The organism is Blautia stercoris, assembly GCF_054657695.1.
This window is the reverse complement of sequence record NZ_BAAHYF010000001.1, coordinates 1,619,112-1,638,854: the sequence shown is the minus strand read 5'-3', so window position 1 is coordinate 1,638,854 and position 19,743 is coordinate 1,619,112. Positions and strand designations below refer to the sequence as shown.

At 39.6% G+C, this 19,743-nt stretch carries 21 protein-coding genes; 19 read left to right on the top strand and 2 right to left on the bottom strand.

What is annotated here, in order from left to right; all coding sequences use genetic code 11:
- Positions 1-451: 451 nt before the first annotated feature.
- From ACYQ2D_RS07915 to ACYQ2D_RS07825, 19 genes are all read left to right on the top strand, one after another.
- Complete coding sequence (locus tag ACYQ2D_RS07915; protein WP_268885626.1) at positions 452-1,513, top strand: replication initiation factor domain-containing protein; 1,062 nt, start codon at positions 452-454, stop codon at positions 1,511-1,513.
- Positions 1,513-1,716: an excisionase gene (locus ACYQ2D_RS07910; RefSeq protein ID WP_002610247.1), complete on the top strand. Its 204-nt coding sequence runs from the start codon at positions 1,513-1,515 to the stop codon at positions 1,714-1,716. Before ACYQ2D_RS07915 ends, ACYQ2D_RS07910 begins: the two co-directional genes overlap by 1 nt.
- Before the next feature lie 78 nt (positions 1,717-1,794).
- Positions 1,795-2,988 carry a site-specific integrase gene (locus ACYQ2D_RS07905; protein WP_459785062.1) on the top strand — a complete coding sequence of 398 codons (1,194 nt, stop codon included), beginning with the start codon at positions 1,795-1,797 and terminating at the stop codon, positions 2,986-2,988.
- Positions 2,989-3,270: 282 nt separating this feature from the next.
- Complete coding sequence (locus ACYQ2D_RS07900; RefSeq protein ID WP_117456977.1) at positions 3,271-3,582, top strand: hypothetical protein; 312 nt, start codon at positions 3,271-3,273, stop codon at positions 3,580-3,582.
- Positions 3,583-3,586: 4 nt separating this feature from the next.
- Positions 3,587-4,627: a V0D/AC39 family V-type ATPase subunit gene (locus tag ACYQ2D_RS07895; protein ID WP_022303162.1), complete on the top strand. Its 1,041-nt coding sequence runs from the start codon at positions 3,587-3,589 to the stop codon at positions 4,625-4,627.
- 16 nt (positions 4,628-4,643) lie between these two features.
- Positions 4,644-6,584 (top strand): V-type ATP synthase subunit I, encoded by a 1,941-nt coding sequence (locus ACYQ2D_RS07890; protein ID WP_117456976.1) that lies wholly within the window; start codon positions 4,644-4,646, stop codon positions 6,582-6,584.
- A 54-nt stretch (positions 6,585-6,638) separates the two neighbouring features.
- Positions 6,639-7,076: an ATP synthase subunit C gene (locus ACYQ2D_RS07885; RefSeq protein ID WP_022303160.1), complete on the top strand. Its 438-nt coding sequence runs from the start codon at positions 6,639-6,641 to the stop codon at positions 7,074-7,076.
- Between the two features lie 49 nt (positions 7,077-7,125).
- Positions 7,126-7,434, top strand: a complete 309-nt coding sequence (locus tag ACYQ2D_RS07880; protein ID WP_117457043.1) for a V-type ATP synthase subunit F — start codon at positions 7,126-7,128, stop codon at positions 7,432-7,434.
- Between the two features lie 28 nt (positions 7,435-7,462).
- Positions 7,463-8,050 (top strand): V-type ATP synthase subunit E, encoded by a 588-nt coding sequence (locus tag ACYQ2D_RS07875; RefSeq protein ID WP_022303159.1) that lies wholly within the window; start codon positions 7,463-7,465, stop codon positions 8,048-8,050.
- Positions 8,043-9,809 (top strand): V-type ATP synthase subunit A, encoded by a 1,767-nt coding sequence (locus ACYQ2D_RS07870; protein WP_117456975.1) that lies wholly within the window; start codon positions 8,043-8,045, stop codon positions 9,807-9,809. Before ACYQ2D_RS07875 ends, ACYQ2D_RS07870 begins: the two co-directional genes overlap by 8 nt.
- Positions 9,810-9,821: 12 nt before the next feature.
- Positions 9,822-11,207, top strand: coding sequence for a V-type ATP synthase subunit B (locus tag ACYQ2D_RS07865; RefSeq protein WP_022303157.1), 1,386 nt, complete (start codon positions 9,822-9,824; stop codon positions 11,205-11,207).
- Positions 11,208-11,222: 15 nt separating this feature from the next.
- The gene (locus ACYQ2D_RS07860) at positions 11,223-11,840 is read left to right on the top strand and encodes a V-type ATP synthase subunit D (protein ID WP_459785059.1); all 618 of its coding nucleotides are present in this window, start codon (positions 11,223-11,225) and stop codon (positions 11,838-11,840) included.
- A 176-nt stretch (positions 11,841-12,016) separates the two neighbouring features.
- Positions 12,017-12,952, top strand: a complete 936-nt coding sequence (locus tag ACYQ2D_RS07855; RefSeq protein ID WP_117456974.1) for a substrate-binding domain-containing protein — start codon at positions 12,017-12,019, stop codon at positions 12,950-12,952.
- Positions 12,953-13,005: 53 nt separating this feature from the next.
- The gene (pstC, locus tag ACYQ2D_RS07850; protein WP_459785058.1) at positions 13,006-13,866 is read left to right on the top strand and encodes a phosphate ABC transporter permease subunit PstC; all 861 of its coding nucleotides are present in this window, start codon (positions 13,006-13,008) and stop codon (positions 13,864-13,866) included.
- The gene (gene pstA, locus ACYQ2D_RS07845) at positions 13,859-14,704 is read left to right on the top strand and encodes a phosphate ABC transporter permease PstA (protein WP_118701373.1); all 846 of its coding nucleotides are present in this window, start codon (positions 13,859-13,861) and stop codon (positions 14,702-14,704) included. The genes pstC and pstA overlap by 8 nt, the downstream gene beginning before the upstream one ends.
- Positions 14,705-14,709: 5 nt before the next feature.
- Positions 14,710-15,474, top strand: a complete 765-nt coding sequence (pstB, locus tag ACYQ2D_RS07840) for a phosphate ABC transporter ATP-binding protein PstB (protein ID WP_459785056.1) — start codon at positions 14,710-14,712, stop codon at positions 15,472-15,474.
- 1 nt (position 15,475) lies between these two features.
- On the top strand, positions 15,476-16,141 hold the full coding sequence (gene phoU, locus ACYQ2D_RS07835) for a phosphate signaling complex protein PhoU (RefSeq protein ID WP_118701374.1): 666 nt from the start codon (positions 15,476-15,478) through the stop codon (positions 16,139-16,141).
- Between the two features lie 16 nt (positions 16,142-16,157).
- Positions 16,158-16,841, top strand: coding sequence for a response regulator transcription factor (locus ACYQ2D_RS07830; protein ID WP_118701375.1), 684 nt, complete (start codon positions 16,158-16,160; stop codon positions 16,839-16,841).
- Complete coding sequence (locus tag ACYQ2D_RS07825; RefSeq protein WP_459785055.1) at positions 16,838-18,493, top strand: sensor histidine kinase; 1,656 nt, start codon at positions 16,838-16,840, stop codon at positions 18,491-18,493. The genes ACYQ2D_RS07830 and ACYQ2D_RS07825 overlap by 4 nt, the downstream gene beginning before the upstream one ends.
- An 82-nt stretch (positions 18,494-18,575) precedes the next feature.
- On the opposite strand, the gene ACYQ2D_RS07820 is transcribed toward ACYQ2D_RS07825, so the two are convergent.
- Entirely contained in the window at positions 18,576-19,022 is a 447-nt protein-coding gene (locus tag ACYQ2D_RS07820) for a GatB/YqeY domain-containing protein (RefSeq protein ID WP_022303148.1), read from the bottom strand.
- Between the two features lie 76 nt (positions 19,023-19,098).
- Positions 19,099-19,737 (bottom strand): trimeric intracellular cation channel family protein, encoded by a 639-nt coding sequence (locus ACYQ2D_RS07815; RefSeq protein WP_022303147.1) that lies wholly within the window; start codon positions 19,735-19,737, stop codon positions 19,099-19,101.
- Positions 19,738-19,743 lie beyond the last annotated feature (6 nt).

Genomic DNA, 19,743 nt, shown 5'->3' with positions numbered 1-19,743 from the left:
TAAGCATATCATACTTAATATTTATTAAAAAGTCAATCAAAACTTCTTGACAAGTAATTCTAATGGCGTTATTATCGTATTAGATAGGGTGATTAAGCACGCTAGGGTCAATCACACGCTTGAGTAAGCATAGAAAAGATGTATTTTCATTTTGATAGCATGAATAAGCATGGACTATCAGACCGAAAATAAGGTTTCTGACTGGGGCTGTTCCGTTTAGCCACGAGTCTTACAAGGCTCGTGAGCGTTAAGAACGGATCAGACACAGGAAGAAAGGGAACGCCTTTAGGCGTTCATAAAGGGCGTATATGTAACACCGCCCTGCGTATACATGTCATAGTACCTAGAAACTGTGATAAATAAAGGAAAAAACACGATTTTTACCCGCAAAAAACGGGGCATACGAAAGGAGCAATGCACTATAACTACACACAAAAATTTATCCGTTAAGATTGATTACATCAGCATTGTATTTGAAACGGCAACCGCTGAAGATATAATCATGCACATTTTAGATTTACCGACTGACATTTTCAATGTTTATCCAGCAATGATAAAATTCAAGACTTATCAAGCACGCTGGCAGATTGGAGATATTTATGTATCGGGGGACGCAAGAAAGACAGAGGATAACCCACAGGGGCTAGGCTGTTATCTTGTTATGACTGGCAGAGGTTGTGATGATATTTTCCGTATTCTCGACAGTAGGAATTATACCTTTGGGGATATGTTTCGACGCTGTGAGCGAAGATACGGACTGGATAACTTTCATTTCACAAGACTTGATATTGCCATTGATGATAAGAACGAAAAGCCATTCTTTACCATAGAGCAGATAAAGAAGAAATGCGAAAAAGAGGAATTTATTTCTAATAGTGAGGGCTACCACTTTGACGAAAGCAAGTTTGATGATTTCGACACCGCAAAGACTGTTTATATCGGTGCTGGTAAATCGGGATTATCCTACCGCTTTTATGATAAGGATAAGGAAGTCTGTTCAAAACATAATAAGACACTTGATGAAGTCGGCAGTTGGAAACGGACAGAAATGCAACTGCGTGATGATAAGGCTCATGTTTTTGCCATGACATTCAAAGACAGACCGCTGGAACTTGGGGAACTGGCTTTCGGGCTATTAGCAAACAACCTACGCTTTGTCGTGCCAAACAGAAATGAAAGTAATAAGAGCAGATGGAAAACGTGTCGGTTTTGGGAACGATTTTTAGGGGCTGTGGAAGTCTTGAAACTGCAAGTACCGAAACTACATAATTCCCTTGAGGAAACACAGCAATGGCTCACAGAGGGTGGCGTGATTTCCGCTGTCAAAAGTTTTTATTTCTTAGAAGAACATGACGCATTAGGTGGACTGGAAAAAGTAGGAACTATGCTTGACAGGGCAAGATACAGCAGTTCCCTTTCCAGTAAATTAACCGCCCACTTACAGAGGATAGACCGCACCGACCTTATCCCCTATATCCAGTATGACACGAAACATGGGAAAGGGGGGATCTGATGAATAACAACGATATTCCCGTATGGGAAAAATACACCCTTACCATTGAAGAAGCGTCAAAGTATTTCCGTATCGGAGAAAACAAGTTAAGACGCTTGGCAGAGGAAAACAAGGACGCTGGCTGGCTCATTATGAATGGCAACCGCATACAGATTAAACGCCGACAGTTTGAAAAGGTCATTGATAAATTGGACGCAATCTAATGCAAATGAGCCTTGTATGTGTTATGATGAACACAAGTCATATCAAGGCTCTTTCCAACAAGGAAAGGAGCAGACACCATGAAAGAAAAAAGACGGGATAACAAAGGTCGTATCCTGCATACTGGAGAGAGCCAACGAACAGACGGAAAATACTTATATAAATATGTGGACGCATTTGGAAACACAAAATATGTGTATGCTTGGAGATTGACACCCACAGACCCGACACCAAAGGGAAAACGGGAAAAACCCTCACTTCGAGAACTGGAACAGCAGATAAGACGGGATATTGAGGACGGTATCGACAGCACAGGCAAGAAAATGACGCTTTGCCAACTCTATGCCAAACAGAACGCACAGAGGGCAAATGTGAAGAAAAGCACAATGAAACAACGGGAACAACTCATGCGGTTATTGAAAGAGGATAAGTTAGGTGCTAGGAGCATTGATACGATAAAACCCTCTGACGCTAAAGAATGGGCGTTACGCATGAAAGACAAAGGCTTTTCCTATAACACTATTAACAACCATAAACGCTCGTTAAAAGCGTCATTCTATATCGCCATACAAGACGATTGTGTAAGGAAAAACCCTTTTAATTTCAAGTTAAGTGAAATCATAGAAAATGATACCAAAGAGAAAGTAGTATTGACAGAGGAACAGGAACAAGCCTTACTGTCATTCATCAAGACGGATAACGTGTATCACAAGTATTATGATGATGTGCTGATACTGTTAAAGACAGGACTTCGTATCTCGGAACTGTGCGGACTGACAGTAGCCGATATTGATTTCAAGAATGAGGTTGTGGTTATCGACCACCAGTTATTAAAGAGCAAGGAACAGGGCTATTATATTGAAACGCCTAAGACAAAGAGTGGAACAAGGCAAGTGCCATTAAGCAGAGAAACGATACAGGCATTTCAACGGGTCATAAGGAAACGCACAAAAGGGAAACTGATAGAGATAGACGGATACAAAGATTTTCTGTTCGTCAATCCGAAAGGCAATCCTAAAGTTGCGATTGATTACAACGCCTTATTTGTCCGTATGGTAAAGAAATATAACAAACACCACAAGGATAACCCCTTGCCACATATCACACCACATACGCTACGCCATACGTTCTGCACAAGACTGGCAAGCAAGAACATGAACCCGAAAGATTTACAGTATATCATGGGACATTCAAACATCAGTATCACAATGAACTGGTATGCTCATGCGTCCATAGATACCGCAAAATCAGAGGTTCAGCGTCTAATCGCATAAGAAGTATTTACCACGATTTTAACCACGATTGACAGGGAAAATATAAGAAGATAGACCTAGATATGTGAGGTTTACCACAAAAGCAAAATGCCCGTAGAGCCTATAAAATAAGGCTTTGCGGACATTTGAGAAGATATAAAAAGATAGTCAAAAAGACATATATGATTTAATAGAAAATCTATGGATTTTTTCTGAAAATAGTGTATGATAGGAGACAAGTAGTAGAATATAGTTAAAAAATAGTTTAACTTAAGATTTCACTTAAAACAAGGAGGAGCTTGCATGGATGATGTAATTAGTAAGCTGGCAGAAATAGAATTGGCTGCCTCCAAAATAATGGAAAATGTGGTGGAGGAGAAAAAAAGCCTTTCTTTAGAAAATGAAGCCAGGATAAAAGCCTTTGATGATGAGGTGGACAAAAAGACAGAAGAAAAATTGGAGGGGATACGAAAAGGGCTTGAAGTGGATATGGAGCAGGAACTGCTTTTACAGAAACAGCAGACGGAGGCAACCTTAAAAAAAATGGAAGCCGGATACGAACAGCGTGTCGAGGCAATGGTGCAGGAGTTATACGACAAAATATTAAGGATGTGATATTATGGGAACTCTGTTATCTTACAGTGGTCTTTCAACAAAAATCCGAGCGATGCAGAGCCGGCTGATGACAGAAAAACAATATCAGGAAATCGCACAGATGGAATCCGTGACACAGGTAGTTGCATATTTAAAAAGACAGCCTGGATTTGCAAAGCTGTGGGCGGATCTCGATGAAAGCAGTCTGCATCGTGGAGAGATTGAAAAACTTCTGACCCATACCATCCATCAAAATTTTGCAAAGATTTACCGATTCGCAAATCCATCGCAGAGAACCTTTATGGATTTGTATTTTAAGCGATATGAAATTGCGGTTATGAAGGACTGTCTGAGAAAAATCTTTGATGGAAGTGGAGATGGACTTGATTTATCACTGTTTCAGGATTTCTTTGATAAACATTCCAAATTAAATTTAGAGAAACTGACCAAATCAGCGACGGTTGAAGAATTTGTTTCTAATTTAAAAGGAACAGAGTATTATGCACCGCTTTCAAGGATTGGACAGGAGTATCATCCATTGTTGTTTGATTATGGAATGGCGCTTGACCAGTATTATTTTGCAAATATCTGGAGAATGAAAGATAAACTGTTTAAGAAGAGAGATTTAGAAGAGATTATAAAGGCTTATGGTAATAAATTCGATATGTTAAATCTGCAGTGGATTTATCGTTCCAAGAAATATTACCACATGGCACCGGCAGATATTTATGCGTTGCTCAGTCCGGTGCGTTACAAACTTTCAACAAAAGAAATTACAGAACTTGTAGAAGCTGTGGATGAGGAGGAGTTTCGCAGGGTACTTGATACTACGGCATATAAAAAGCATTATCCGGAACTGACACCTGATAAGCTGGAAGAATATTATAATTTCAGCATGAGGACGATTTTAGAGACGGAAGCAAGAAAGTATCCACATTCTGTAATCATGATATATTCCTACTTTTATCATAAGGAGCATGAGGTGGATCGGCTGACAACAGCAATCGAGTGTATCCGCTATGGTTTGGCTCCGGCTGAGACATTGGAATATATTCATAGAAATTAAACCGGAGGTAGCAGACATGATTGAGAAAATGAAGTTCTTAAGCATTACTGGTCCGAAGGCTGATATTGACCGAGTGGTTAACCAATATCTGGCAAAATATGAGATTCATCTGGAAAATGCAATGGCACAGCTGAATCAGGTACAAAACCTGTCTCCTTTTATACAGATTAATCCGTATAAAGAGGTGCTTGCAAAAGCAGAAGAATTTACGGGACTTCTTGGAGAGGAAAAACAGCTGAAATTACGGGATATCTCTTTAGAAGAAGCCACGGAATTGATTGACAGACTTGGAAGTGAGCTGTCGGAAATTAATGTAAAGTGTGAAGAAGAAAACAAAAAACGAACGAAAATAGTAGAAGATTTAAATCTGGTCAGTCCGTTTTTAAAACTTCCAGGCGATATTGACCAGCTGGTGCATTATCGTTTTGTGCAGGTGAGGTTTGGAAGAATTGCCAGAGAATACTATGAAAAGTTTAAGACTTATGTATATGATAGTCTGGACACTTGGTTTTATCCGTGCCACGAAGATGAGTATGTGTGGGGTGTTTATTTTGTGCCGTGGACCAGGATGGAAGAAGTCGATGCAGTTTTTTCTTCTCTGCATTTTGAACGAATTTATTTAAAGAAAGATTATTACTATGGAACTCCACAGGAAATCTACGATAAGTTAAGGGTAGAGTTAAATGCAGTAGATAAGAAAATTGCAGAATATAAGAGCCAGGCTTCTGAATTGTTGAAAAAAGATGCAGTATCTGTTTTTTCTGCAAAAGAGAAATTAAGTGCACTGTCGGTTAACTTTGATGTACGTAAAGTGGCGGCCTGCGTAAAAGAGCATCACGAAACGTTTTATATTTTATGCGGATGGATGGCGGAAGAAGATTCTATCGCATTTGCAAAAGAAATTGAAAATGATGCAAATCTGTTTTGTATTATTGAAGATGATAAGTATAACATCAATGTTCAACCGCCTACAAAACTGAAAAATCCGAAGATATTTAAGCCATTTGAAATGTATATTAAGATGTATGGACTTCCCGCCTACAACGAGATGGACCCAACAATCTTTGTGGCAATTACCTATTCCTTTATTTTTGGGGCGATGTTCGGAGATGTCGGACAGGGATTATTATTAGCAATCGGTGGACTCATCCTTTATAAAGTTAAAAACATGGATTTGGCAGCGATTATCGGCTGTGCAGGTGTGTTCTCTACGATATTTGGTTTTATGTATGGAAGTTTTTTTGGATTTGAGGATTTAATCCCCGCCTTGTGGCTGAAACCATCGGAGGCAATGCTGTTGATACCGGGTCTTGGAAATATGAATACGGTATTCGTAGTTGCAATTGTATTTGGTATGTTCCTGATTCTGCTTACGATGATATTTAACATTATCAATGCAGTAAGAAGTCGAGATATCGAAAATATAATTTTCAGCCAGAATGCAATCTGTGGATTGGTATTTTATGGCGCATTGACCGTTACGATTTTACTTTATATCACAGGACATGCACTTCCGGCAACAGTAGTATTAGTTGTAATGTTTGTAATTCCTCTGATTTTAATTATGTTAAAAGAGCCGTTGACCCGTATTGTGGAAAAGAAAACACCGGCAATTGAGGGCGGAAAAGCAATGTATTTTGTTCAAAGTTTCTTTGAGTTGTTTGAGGTAATGTTAAGTTATCTCTCGAATACACTTTCTTTCGTGCGTGTGGGGGCATTTGCAGTCAGCCATGCCGCAATGATGGGAGTTGTATTGATGCTTGCGGGAGCAGAGAGCGGAGGCAGTATCAACTGGCTGATTATTATTCTTGGAAATGCATTTGTATGTGCTATGGAAGGTCTGATTGTAGGAATTCAGGTTCTTCGTCTGGAATATTATGAAATGTTCAGCCGCTTTTATAAGGGCAGTGGACGTGAATTTAAGCCATTTTTAAAAAATGTAAAAACAAATCATTAAGTAAAAACAAATCATTAAGTAAAAACAGAAGCGAGAGCAAGGAGGACTTTTATTATGACAGGTATTATTCAAATTACAATTGCAGCAGCATTAATTTTAAGCATTATTCTTCCATTTGGAGCATTTTTTCTTGGAGAGAAAAACAGAAAACGTTATAAAACATCTCTTGGGGTGAATTGTTTCTTTTTCTTTGGAACCTTACTTGTGGCAACTGTTGTTATGCTTGGCGGAACAGTGACAGCAAACGCAGCATCTGACGCAGCAGCATCTGGTCTTGCAACCGGTCTTGGCTACATCGGTGCAGCACTCGTTACCGGTCTTTCCGGTATCGGTTCCGGTATTGCGGTAGCAAGTTCAGCAAGTGCAGCACTTGGAGCAATCAGCGAAGATGGTTCTTTATTTGGTAAATCTATGATTTTCGTAGCCATGGCAGAAGGTATTGCACTTTATGGTCTGATTATTTCTTTCATGATTTTAGGACGTCTTGGTTAAATTGGACTAAAAACAGCGGCAGGATAGAATGGGAAAGGAGCGGGCATTTATGAAAATGTTTTTAATCAGTGATAATATTGACACCTACACCGGTATGAGACTGGCAGGAGTAGAGGGTGTTGTGGTACATGAGCGGGAGGAACTTAGAAGGGCACTGGAAGATGCTATCGCAAATAAGGAAAATGGCATTATTCTTCTGACTGAGAAGTTTGGCCGTGAATTTCCGGAAATCATTGATGATGTGCGTCTGAACCATCGCCTGCCGCTTCTTGTTGAGATTCCGGACAGACATGGTACCGGAAGAGCAGAAGATTTTATTTTATCTTATGTAAATGAAGCAATCGGTCTAAAATTATAAATGATTCAGAAATAAGAAGGTGATGGACATGACAACGGAAGAAAAACTGCAGCATTTTTATGATGTATCGATGGAGAGTGCCAGGGAAGAAGCACAGAAGGCACTTGAAGAATATAGAAGGGCACTTGATGATATGTTTGAAGAACATAAAAAAGAAAAAGAAAAAAGTGCCGAGCTTCGTCTGAAACTGGAAACGGAAAATGCAAAGCGTGAAATTAATAAAGCATTATCTGCAGAGCAGCTTCACATTAAACGAAAACTGTCAAAGAAACAGCAGGAGTTAAGAGAAAAAATTTTTATTGATCTGCAGGCAAAGCTGGAAATTTTTCGTAAGAGCAGTGATTATCCAAAGTGGCTTGAGGAAAAGATAAAAGAAGCACAAAACATTGCAGATTCAGATGAGATTCAGATTTATTTATCAAAAATAGATGAAAATTTAAAAGAAAGTATAGAGGCAGAAACAGGGATTTCCATTCAACTTTCAGAAGAACCGTTTATGGGAGGAATGAGAGCAGTGATTCCTGCGAAGAATATACTGATTGACCAGACATTTTTAACAATGTTTGAAAGTGAAAAAGAAGAATTTAATTTTGACGGAGGGCTGCTAAATGAGTAGAACAGGAATCATATATGGAATTAATGGCCCCGTCATTTACCTGAAAGGAAATACCGGATTTAAGATGTCCGAAATGGTTTATGTGGGAGAAGAACATCTGGTAGGAGAGGTCATTGCGCTGACAAAAGATACAACGACTGTTCAGGTCTTTGAGGAGACAAGTGGATTAAAACCCGGAGAAACGGTAACTGCAACCGGAGATGCTATTTCAGTCACATTAGGACCTGGAATTTTAGACAATATTTTTGATGGTATTCAGCGTCCGCTTTCTGTTATTGCAGAACAGTCCGGAAAATATATTTCCAGAGGGATGCAGGTTGATTCGCTGGATACAGAGAAAAAATGGAATGTAAAATTTCTGGTAAAAGAGGGTGATGAAGTCCACGGAGGAACCATTTTTGCACAGACACAGGAAACGGCTTCGATTATGCATAAGTCCATGGTACCTCCGAAAGTAGAAGGAAAGATTAAGAAAATTCTTCCAAATGGGGAATATAGTGTAAGCGAAATCCTTGCGGTAGTGGAACAAACAGACGGAAGTGAATATCCATTGAAGCTTGCCCAGAAATGGCCGATTCGTATTCCGAGACCGACAAGCAAACGATATCCGGCAACGGTTCCGCTTGTCACCGGACAGCGAATTTTGGATACGTTGTTTCCGATTGCAAAAGGCGGAACAGCGGCAGTACCTGGAGGATTTGGAACAGGAAAGACGATGACCCAGCATCAGATTGCAAAGTGGTCCGATGCAGACATTATTGTATATATTGGATGTGGAGAACGTGGAAATGAAATGACTCAGGTTTTGGAGGATTTCTCAAAACTGCATGACCCAAAAACGGGAAATGCACTGATGGCACGTACCACCCTGATTGCGAACACTTCAAACATGCCGGTTGCAGCACGTGAAGCTTCTATTTATACCGGAATCACGCTTGCTGAATATTACCGTGATATGGGATACGATGTGGCAATCATGGCGGATTCCACTTCAAGATGGGCAGAGGCACTTCGAGAGCTGTCCGGACGACTGGAAGAAATGCCGGCAGAGGAGGGGTTCCCTGCTTATCTGGCATCAAGACTGTCTGCATTCTATGAAAGAGCCGGCATGATGCAGAACTTAAATGGAACAGAAGGTTCGGTATCAATTATCGGAGCGGTTTCTCCTCAGGGCGGTGACTTCTCTGAACCGGTTACACAAAATACAAAACGATTTGTGCGCTGTTTCTGGGGATTGGATAAATCCCTTGCTTATGCAAGACACTTTCCGGCAATCCACTGGCTGACCAGTTACAGTGAGTATTTAAATGATTTGGCACACTGGTATGGAGAACATGTTTCACCCAAATTTGTGGATGACAGAAATAAATTAATGGCAATTTTGAATCAGGAAAGCAGTCTGATGGAAATTGTAAAATTGATTGGTAGTGATGTACTTCCGGACGACCAGAAGCTGACCCTTGAGATTGCAAGAGTGATTCGTCTTGGATTTTTACAGCAGAATGCATTTCATCCGGATGATACCTGTGTTTCTCTGGAGAAGCAGTTTAAGATGATGGAAATTATTTTGTATTTAAATCAAAAATGCAGAAGTCTGATTGCAATGGGGATGCCGATGTCTGTACTTCGTCGGGAAAACATTTTTGAAAAAGTAATCTCTATTAAATATGATGTACCAAACGATAAGTTAGAGATGATGGATGATTATCAAAAAGCAGTAGATGATTTCTATGATACAGTCATGGAAAAGAATGGATAAGGAGGGAACGGAATGGCAATCGAATATCTTGGCTTAAGTGAAATCAACGGCCCTCTGGTTGTGCTCGAAGGGGTGCAGGATGCAGCCTTTGATGAAATTGTAGAATTTAAAGTAGATGACGGTACAAAAAAAATCGGGCGTATTGTAGAAATTTATGAGGATAAAGCTGTCATTCAGGTATTTGAAGGAACAGAAAACATGTCTCTGTTAAACACCCATACAAAATTGACCGGACATCCGATGGAAGTAGAATTATCTCCGGACATCCTTGGGCGAACCTTTAACGGAATCGGAAAACCAATTGACGATCTTGGCCCGGTGATTCCGGAAATGAAATTAAATATTAATGGTCTGCCGTTAAATCCGGTCAAACGAGAGTATCCGAGAAACTTCATTCAGACAGGTATCTCTGCGATTGATGGTTTGACAACCCTGATTCGTGGACAGAAACTTCCGATTTTCTCAGGAAACGGACTTCCACATGATCAGCTTGCAGCACAGATTGTAAAACAGGCTTCTCTTGGTGGGGACAGTGATGAGAAATTTGCAATTGTATTTGCGGCAATGGGCGTAAAATATGATGTAGCAGAATTTTTCCGCAGAACTTTTGAGGAGAGCGGTGTTGCGGACCACGTAGTCATGTATCTGAATCTGGCAAATGACCCAGTAGTAGAGCGATTGATTACACCAAAGGTTGCACTTACTGCGGCAGAGTATCTGGCATTTGAGAAAGGCATGCACATTCTGGTCATTCTTACTGATATTACTTCTTTTGCGGAAGCGATGCGAGAGGTTTCTTCTTCAAAAGGAGAGATTCCATCAAGAAAAGGTTATCCGGGTTATTTGTACAGTGAACTGGCAACCCTTTATGAACGTGCAGGAATTGTAAGAGGTGGAACAGGTTCGGTTACACAGATTCCGATTCTTACAATGCCAAATGATGATATTACGCATCCAATCCCTGACTTAACCGGGTATATTACAGAAGGTCAGATTGTACTCGAGCGTCAGCTTCATGGGCAGGCAATTTATCCGCCGATTAATGTCCTTCCATCCCTGTCTCGTCTGATGAAGGATGGTATCGGTGAAGGTTATACGAGAGAAGACCATCAGGATGTAGCAAACCAGCTGTTTTCCTGTTATGCAAAAGTAGGAGATGCCAGAGCACTTGCATCTGTTATTGGTGAAGATGAACTTTCACCGCTCGATAAAAAATATCTGGAATTTGGAAATGCATTTGAACAACAGTTTGTCGGTCAGGGACCGGATGAAAACAGAAGTATTCAGGAAACCCTGGATCTCGGATGGAAACTGCTTGGAATGATTCCAAGAGATGAGCTCGACCGTATTGACACGAAGATACTGGATAAATACTATCATCCGGAAGAGAATGCATAAAGAAGAGGTGATGTTATGGATCCGAATACCTTTCCAACCAAAGGAAATCTGATACTGGCAAAAAATTCTCTCGCTTTATCCAAACAGGGCTTTGATTTGATGGACAAAAAAAGAAATATTTTAATTAAAGAACTGATGGAGTTAGTAGACCAGGCAAAAGATATCCAGTCACAGATTGATGTCACATTTCGTACGGCTTATTCGGCACTTCAGAGAGCAAATTTGGATATTGGAATCAGCTATGTACAGGAAATTTCAAGAACTGTTCCGGTGGAAGATTCGATTCAGATTAAGACCCGAAGTGTTATGGGAACAGAGATTCCATTAGTTCAGGCGAATGAGTCATCCAATGCGCCAACTTATGCTTATTATGGAACAAAGGCTTCTCTTGATGAAGCAAAGTCAGCGTTTGAAAAAGTAAAACAGCTGACGATTCGTCTTTCTGCGGTGGAAAATGCAGCCTATCGTCTGGCAATTAATATTAAGAAAACCCAGAAAAGAGCCAATGCGCTGAAGAATATCACAATTCCGAAATATGAAGAATTGACAAAATCCATCAGCAATGCACTCGAAGAAAAAGAGAGAGAAGAATTTACAAGGTTAAAAGTAATTAAACGAATGCAGGGAAAATAAAAAACATAATTTTTATAGAAGAGAAGTTGTTAAAAGAGGAATTTTAACAACTTCTTTTTTTACCAAAATTTAACATGAGACAGATTTTATATTTTACTTTGCTTTTTTATACTGAGACTCGTAAATGAGAGCAATACTAAAAAAGATAAAAATTATAAAGCAAGGAGAATTTAATTATGAAGAAAAAATTAGCAGCATTATTAATTACAGGAATTATGGCAGCAGCAATGACAGCATGTGGAAGCAGTAATTCAGGAACAGACAACAGTGGAAGTACAGATGGAACTGCAAAAACAGAGAGCAGTGCCGATGCGGGCAGTGACTGGGATAATACAAGAGACATCACAGTTGTATCAAGAGAAGATGGTTCTGGTACAAGAGGGGCTTTCGTAGAATTATTCGGAATTGAAGAAGAAGTAAACGGAGAAAAAGTAGATATGACAACAGAAGAAGCAAATATCACAAACAGTACTTCTGTTATGATGTCTACCGTGGCACAGGATGAATACGCAATTGGTTATATCTCGCTCGGTTCTTTAGATGATTCCGTAAAAGCAGTTAAAGTTGATGGAAGCGAAGCAACAGCAGAAAACATCAAAAATGGAAGTTATAAAATTTCCAGACCGTTTAACATTGCAACAAAAGAGGATTTAAGTGACGCAGCACAGGATTTTGAAGACTTTATTTTAAGTACAGAAGGACAGAAAGTAGTGGAAGACAACAAATACATCCCTCTTGATGATGTGAGTGATTATAAATCAAATGGAGCAAGCGGAAAAGTTGTTGTTGCAGGTTCTTCTTCTGTATCTCCTGTAATGGAAAAATTAAAAGAAGCTTATCAGGCAGTTAACAGTGATGTAGAAGTAGAAATCCAGACAAGTGATTCTACAACAGGTATGCAGAATGCAATTGATGGTGTATGTGATATCGGAATGGCTTCCAGAGAATTAAAAGATTCTGAAAAAGAAGCAGGTCTGACACCAACTGTTATTGCAATGGATGGTATTGCAGTAGTCGTAAACAATGATAACCCGACTGATGAACTGAGTTCTGATCAGGTAAAATCCATCTTTACAGGTGATGTGCTTACATGGGATGAGGCGCTTCAGTAAAGAAGACTTAAGAAAGAATCAGTAGCCTGAAGAAGGTTAAAAGGGTGAACAGAATGAAAAAATATAAAGAACAGGTGATGCATGCGGTGTTTTTTATCGCCGCATGTGCATCCGTACTTGCAGTCGCTTTGATTTGTCTGTTTTTGTTTGTAAACGGAATTCCGGCGATGAAAGAAATTGGAATTTTCAAGTTTCTTTTAGGAACGATGTGGAAACCGGGAAATAATATTTACGGAATCCTTCCGATGATTATGGGAAGTATTTATGTAACCGCAGGTGCAATTTTAATCGGAGTTCCGATTGGAATTTTAACTTCTGTATTTATGGCTTCCTACTGTCCAAAAAAAGTATATCGTTTTTTTAAATCGGCAATTGACTTATTGGCCGGAATCCCATCGGTTGTATATGGTTTCTTTGGTTTAATGATGTTAGTTCCACTGATTCGCAATTTATTCCACAAAGGAAACGGAAGCAGTATTTTAAGTGCTTCTATCCTGCTTGGAATCATGATTCTTCCGACGATTATCGGGGTGACGGAATCTGCAATCCGTGCAGTACCTTCCAATTACTATGAAGGTTCTCTGGCACTTGGCGCAACAAAAGAAAGAAGTCTGTTTTTCGTTGTGCTTCCGGCTGCCAAATCCGGTCTGATTGCAGGTGTGGTACTTGGAATCGGTCGTGCAATCGGTGAAACTATGGCAGTTGTAATGGTAGCAGGAAATCAGGCACGTATGCCTGCCGGAATCTTAAGAGGTGTCCGAACCATGACATCAAACATTGTACTGGAAATGGGATATGCAGCAGATTTACACAGAGAAGCATTAATCGCAACAGGCGTGGTATTATTTGTATTTATCTTAATTATTAACTTCTGCGTTGCCAGATTAAATAAGGGGGAAAGTGGTCATGCATAAAAAAGAACATCAGGGAGCGAAAATCAGTGCCGGTATTTTAAAAGGTCTGGTCTTTGCATCAGCCGCTTTAACCTTTTTAGTCTTATTTTTCCTGATTGTCTATATTTTGGTTCATGGAATTCCGAATCTGACACCACAGTTATTTGCATGGAAATATACAAGTGAAAATGCTTCCATGCTTCCATCTATCATTAATACGTTAATTATTGTGATATTATCACTGGTCATTGCAGTGCCGCTTGGTATTTTTTCCGCAATCTACCTTGTGGAATATGCAAAAAGAGGAAATAAATTTGTAAAAATTATTCGTCTGACGACAGAGACACTTTCCGGAATTCCATCTATCGTATATGGTCTGTTCGGTGCATTGTTTTTTGTAACCGCATTAAAATGGGGTTATTCTTTACTTGCAGGTGCTCTGACATTGTCAATTATGATTCTTCCGCTGATTATGAGAACGACGGAAGAAGCATTAAAATCCGTTCCGGATTCCTTTCGTGAAGGAAGTTTCGGACTTGGAGCAGGAAAACTCAGAACGGTATTTCAAATTGTACTTCCAAGTGCAATTCCCGGTATTTTAGCCGGTGTTATTCTTGCAGTCGGACGAATCATTGGAGAAACAGCAGCTTTGATTTATACCGCAGGTGCGGTGGCAGAAGTGCCGTCGAGCATCATGGGTTCTGGTTCAACTTTAGCAGTACACATGTACAATCTTTCCAGAGAAGGTTTATATATGAATCAGGCGTATGCAGTATCCGTTGTCCTGTTAATTTTTGTTCTGCTGATTAACTGGGGTTCCGGAAAAATAGCAAAGAAACTTACGAAAGGGAAAGAATAACGGAAATGGAATTGAAAAAAAATCAGAAAATAGAAGTCTCAAATCTGGATTTGTATTATTCAGATTTTAAGGCATTAAAAAATATAAATATTAAGATTCCGCAAAATGAAATTACAGCATTTATCGGACCGTCCGGATGTGGAAAATCGACGCTTTTGAAATCATTAAATCGTATGAATGATTTGGTAGAAGGATGCCGGATTGATGGACAGGTTTTGCTGGATGGAGAAGATATTTACGGAAGGATGGATGTCAATCTGCTTAGAAAACGTGTCGGAATGGTATTTCAGAAGCCAAATCCATTTCCAATGAGTATTTACGATAACATTGCTTATGGACCGCGCACTCATGGAATCCGTTCCAAATCCAAACTGGATGATATCGTAGAAAAATCCCTGCGTGATGCTGCCATCTGGGAAGAGACAAAGAATCGTTTAAAATCCAATGCACTTGGAATGTCCGGTGGACAACAGCAGAGACTTTGCATTGCAAGAGCACTTGCAGTTCAGCCGGAAGTACTTTTAATGGACGAGCCGACCAGTGCCCTTGATCCAATTTCAACTTCCAAAATCGAAGAACTGGCAATGGAATTAAAGAAAGAGTATACAATTGTAATGGTTACGCATAACATGCAGCAGGCAGCCCGTATTTCTGATAAAACTGCATTTTTCCTTTTAGGGGAAATCGTAGAATTTGGTGAAACAGAACAATTATTCTCTATGCCGAAAGATAAGAGAACAGAGGATTATATTACAGGGAGGTTTGGTTGATATGCGTACAAGATTTGACCAGCAATTGGAAAAACTGCATGTGGAATTAATTAAAATGGGAAGTTTATGCGAGCAGGCAATCACACTGGCTGCGTCTTCTTTAGAAGTTCAGGAAGAGAATACTTTGCATAAAGTGGCAGCACTTGAGAGTGAAGTAGATGCAAAAGAAAGAGAAATTGAAGATATCTGTATGAGACTTCTGCTTCAGCAACAGCCGGTAGCAAGAGATTTACGTGTTATCTCGGCTGCCTTAAAACTGATTTCTGATTTGGAAAGAATCGGCGACCAGGCGGCAGATATTTCTGACTTGACTCCTTATATTGTAAACAGCAGTATTGCGAGTAAAGTTCAGATTCATGATATGGCAAAGGCAACGATTGACATGGTAACAAAAAGCATTGATGCGTTTGTAAAAAATGATTTGGAGCTTGCAGAAAAAGTTATTGAATCAGATGATATCGTAGATGATTTATTTAATAAAATAAGAGAAGAACTGATTCAGGAAATTCAGGGAAAAAACAATGACCCAAGAGCGGCAATTGATATTTTAATGGCAGCAAAATATTTTGAGAGAATTGGCGACCACGCAGTTAATGTTGCAGAATGGGTACAGTATTCTATTACCGGTGTGCATAAGAGTAATGAACATCATATAGCAGACAGATAGGAATGAGGTGAAAGGGTTGGTCTATCTGGTAGAGGATGATGAAAATATAAGAGAACTGGTCACATACACATTAAACAGTCAGGGGATTGAAACAGAAAGCTTTGAACGCCCATCTAAATTTTGGAAGGCAATGCAGCAGGAGATTCCATCCCTGTTTTTGCTTGATATTATGCTGCCGGAAGAGGATGGACTTAGTATTTTGAAGAAAATTAAAAATACAAGCCAGACCAAAAAATTGCCTGTTATTATGCTGACTGCAAAGGGAAGCGAATATGATACAGTATTAGGTCTCGACAGTGGAGCGGATGATTATATCGCAAAGCCGTTTCGTATGATGGAACTGATTTCACGAGTGCGTGCTGCATTAAGGCGAAGCGATCCGGAGGAACAGGAAAGGGTCAAAGAATATCAGTTTGGAAAAATCTATGTTTGTCCATCCAGACATATTGTGAGTGTGGACGGAAAAGAAATTTCACTTACTTTAAAAGAATTTGAACTGCTGTGCGTACTGCTTTCTGAACAGGAAACTGTATTTTCAAGGTCAAAATTGTTAGACCGTATCTGGGGCTATGAATTTGATGGGGAAAGCAGAACGGTAGATGTTCATGTGCGGACACTCAGGCAAAAGCTGGGAGATGCCGGAGACTGTATTAAAACAGTAAGAGGAGTAGGATATAAGATAGGAGGAAAAGCTTCATGACAAAACGGATTTTCCGCTCAATTATGCTGGTTTCTGCAGTCTGCATGGTGACAGGACTGGCATTTCTTATGGGCGTTTTATATCATTTTTTTGGGAATCAATTAGAAAAAGAATTAAAAGCAGAAGCATCTTATCTGGAACTTGCAGTAGAGGAAAATGGAGAGAGTGTACTTGAGAAGCTTCCAAAAAATTCGGCAAGGGTGACCTGGATTGCGGAGGATGGAACGGTTATTTTTGATAATAAAGCAGACGCTTTTGATATGTCGAATCACAATGACAGGGAAGAAATTAAGGATGCACAGAAAAACGGTGCAGGAACTTCTGTCAGACAGTCTGATACATTAGGAGAAAAGACGGTCTACTATGCAAAACGTTTGTCTGATAATAGTATCCTTCGTATTTCGAGCGATCAGTATACGGTGATTGCTCTGTTAAAACAGCTGATTCTCCCAGCTGTCTGCGTGCTGGTTCTTATGATATTATTAGGAGCATTTTTTGCATCGAGACTTTCCAAACATATCGTAACACCATTAAATGAGCTGGATTTGGAACATCCGGATGAAATTGATACTTATGATGAAATGGCTCCATTTATTACAAAGATTAATAAACAGCAGAAGACCATTCAGAAACAGCTTTCGGATGCAAAACGACAGCAGAAAGAATTTCAGATTATCACAAAGCAGATGCAGGAGGGACTTCTTGTCATCGATACACAGACAGATTTGCTTTCCAGTAATGCCAGTGCACTGGAACTTTTAGATGCCGGACAGGTAAAAGATAAAGAAAGTGTGCTGTCACTGAATCGTAGTGAAGCATTTGAGAAGACAATAGACAAAGTCTTACGTGGAGAACATGTAGAGTCCGTATTAAATTTGGGAGAACGTTACTGCCAGGTTTGTGCAAATCCGGTATTTGACAAAGAAACGATAGCAGGTGCAGTGATTCTTTTAATTGATGTGACTGAAAAAATGCAGAGAGATTCTTTAAGACGGGAATTTACAGCAAATGTCTCTCATGAATTAAAGACTCCGTTGACTTCGATTTCAGGCTTTGCAGAAATCATTCAAAGTGGTTTTGTAAAACAGGAAGATGTTCGGAAGTTTGCAGGAAAGATATTTGATGAGACACAGAGACTGGTTACCTTAGTGGATGATATTATAAAAATTTCTCAGCTGGATGAAAATTGTCAGCCGTATCAGAGAGAGAAAGTAGATATCTATAATCTGGCTAAAGATGTATTGAGCAGGCTTCAGGAATCTGCTAATAAAGCACAGGTTCAGTTGAATATGGAAGGTGAACATGCAGAACTTGAAACCGTACTGCCGATTTTAGATGAAATTGTTTCTAATCTGTGTGATAATGCGATTAAATACAATAAAAAAGGCGGAAGTGTTACCGTTACGGTATTAAATACAAGAAATCAGATATGCCTGTCTGTCTGTGATACCGGAATTGGAATCACAGCGGCGGAAAAGAGCAGAGTATTTGAACGATTTTATCGTGTGGATAAAAGTCATTCAAAAGAAATTGGTGGAACCGGTCTTGGACTTTCGATTGTAAAACACGGTGCTGCTTATCTGGGAGCAAAAGTAGAACTGGAAAGTACCATTAATAAGGGAAGTACATTCCGTCTGATTTGGCAAAAATAAAAGAAAAAGACCTTTTGAACATTGTTCAGAGGTCTTTTTTGAATTGAAAATTAGTATTTTGAATTTTATTTTGAATTAGAAATTACTGCATCATACCTGCAAGTACCTGATTTACCAGTTTGCCATCTGCAATTCCTTTTACTTTTGGCATCAGGACTTTCATGATGCGTCCTTTATCTTTTCCGGTTGGTGTTTCAATTTCAAGTTCTTTTAAAACTCCATCGATTACTGTTTTGATTTCGTCTTCATTTAACATTTTTGGTGCAAATTCTTCGTATACGGCGATGCGTTTGCTGCATTCTTCGATAATATCAGTTCTGTCAGCAGGAGTCATTTCTAAGGTTTCTTTTGTCTGTTTGATTTCTTTTAAGACAACTTCATTTTCTTCTGCTTCTGTTAAATCTTCTCTTTTATCAATTGCTTTGTTTTTCAGTGCGGATAAGAGCATGGACAGAGAGTCTTTTCTTTCTTTGTCTTTTGCTTTCATCGCAGCTACCATTGCTTTTCTTACTTCATCTGCTTTACTCATAGTGGTTATCGCTCCTTTTCAAAATATTTTCTAATTTAAGAGTATAACACTCTGAAAAAAAGAATGAAACCCCTAATTAGCGGATTCTCCATAAATTCCAATGAAAATAGGAAGCGAGGAGACGGATGACGACAGTCACAATCAAGCCGATAATTGCACCGGCGGCTTCACCGACAGAGTTTCGGCATATCACACAGGCAGCACCTCCGGCAATGGAAGCGCAGGCATAAATTTCCCGAACCAGAATATAAGGGGTTTCGCCTGCCATGATATCACGAACTACACCACCCCCGACCCCGGTCAATACTCCGACAAAAACAAAGAAAAAGGCATTGTCTTTGTTCATAACATTTGCGGCAGCCTGAATCCCGACTACAGTAAAGATTCCAAGTCCGAGCGTATCACATAAAAGCATGATGGTATCGTAATATTTACTTTTAAACCCAGAATCTAAGATAGAAGGATTGGTGTAGACAATTGTAAACAGCAGGGTAGCAGTCAGCACCGAAAATAACACATATACCGGTTTGGAAAATGCAGCAGGAGGAGTGACGCCGAGAATAATATCACGCATCATTCCGCCACCGACGGCGGTAGTCGCTCCTAAAATGTTTACGCCAAAAATATCCATTTTTTTTTCGATGGCGATCATTGCACCTGAAGATGCAAATGCAATTGTGCCGATAATTTCAAGAATAAAGGTAAAAGTATCCATAGATGT

Coding starts and splice junctions, on each gene's coding strand:
- ACYQ2D_RS07910 (WP_002610247.1), top strand. CDS start 1,513: ATGAATAACAACGATATTCCCGTATGGGAAAAATACACCCTTACCATT.
- ACYQ2D_RS07905 (WP_459785062.1), top strand. CDS start 1,795: ATGAAAGAAAAAAGACGGGATAACAAAGGTCGTATCCTGCATACTGGA.
- ACYQ2D_RS07900 (WP_117456977.1), top strand. CDS start 3,271: ATGGATGATGTAATTAGTAAGCTGGCAGAAATAGAATTGGCTGCCTCC.
- ACYQ2D_RS07895 (WP_022303162.1), top strand. CDS start 3,587: ATGGGAACTCTGTTATCTTACAGTGGTCTTTCAACAAAAATCCGAGCG.
- ACYQ2D_RS07890 (WP_117456976.1), top strand. CDS start 4,644: ATGATTGAGAAAATGAAGTTCTTAAGCATTACTGGTCCGAAGGCTGAT.
- ACYQ2D_RS07885 (WP_022303160.1), top strand. CDS start 6,639: ATGACAGGTATTATTCAAATTACAATTGCAGCAGCATTAATTTTAAGC.
- ACYQ2D_RS07880 (WP_117457043.1), top strand. CDS start 7,126: ATGAAAATGTTTTTAATCAGTGATAATATTGACACCTACACCGGTATG.
- ACYQ2D_RS07875 (WP_022303159.1), top strand. CDS start 7,463: ATGACAACGGAAGAAAAACTGCAGCATTTTTATGATGTATCGATGGAG.
- ACYQ2D_RS07870 (WP_117456975.1), top strand. CDS start 8,043: ATGAGTAGAACAGGAATCATATATGGAATTAATGGCCCCGTCATTTAC.
- ACYQ2D_RS07865 (WP_022303157.1), top strand. CDS start 9,822: ATGGCAATCGAATATCTTGGCTTAAGTGAAATCAACGGCCCTCTGGTT.
- ACYQ2D_RS07860 (WP_459785059.1), top strand. CDS start 11,223: ATGGATCCGAATACCTTTCCAACCAAAGGAAATCTGATACTGGCAAAA.
- ACYQ2D_RS07855 (WP_117456974.1), top strand. CDS start 12,017: ATGAAGAAAAAATTAGCAGCATTATTAATTACAGGAATTATGGCAGCA.
- pstC (WP_459785058.1), top strand. CDS start 13,006: ATGAAAAAATATAAAGAACAGGTGATGCATGCGGTGTTTTTTATCGCC.
- pstA (WP_118701373.1), top strand. CDS start 13,859: ATGCATAAAAAAGAACATCAGGGAGCGAAAATCAGTGCCGGTATTTTA.
- pstB (WP_459785056.1), top strand. CDS start 14,710: ATGGAATTGAAAAAAAATCAGAAAATAGAAGTCTCAAATCTGGATTTG.
- phoU (WP_118701374.1), top strand. CDS start 15,476: ATGCGTACAAGATTTGACCAGCAATTGGAAAAACTGCATGTGGAATTA.
- ACYQ2D_RS07825 (WP_459785055.1), top strand. CDS start 16,838: ATGACAAAACGGATTTTCCGCTCAATTATGCTGGTTTCTGCAGTCTGC.
- ACYQ2D_RS07820 (WP_022303148.1), bottom strand. CDS start 19,022: ATGAGTAAAGCAGATGAAGTAAGAAAAGCAATGGTAGCTGCGATGAAA.
- ACYQ2D_RS07815 (WP_022303147.1), bottom strand. CDS start 19,737: ATGGATACTTTTACCTTTATTCTTGAAATTATCGGCACAATTGCATTT.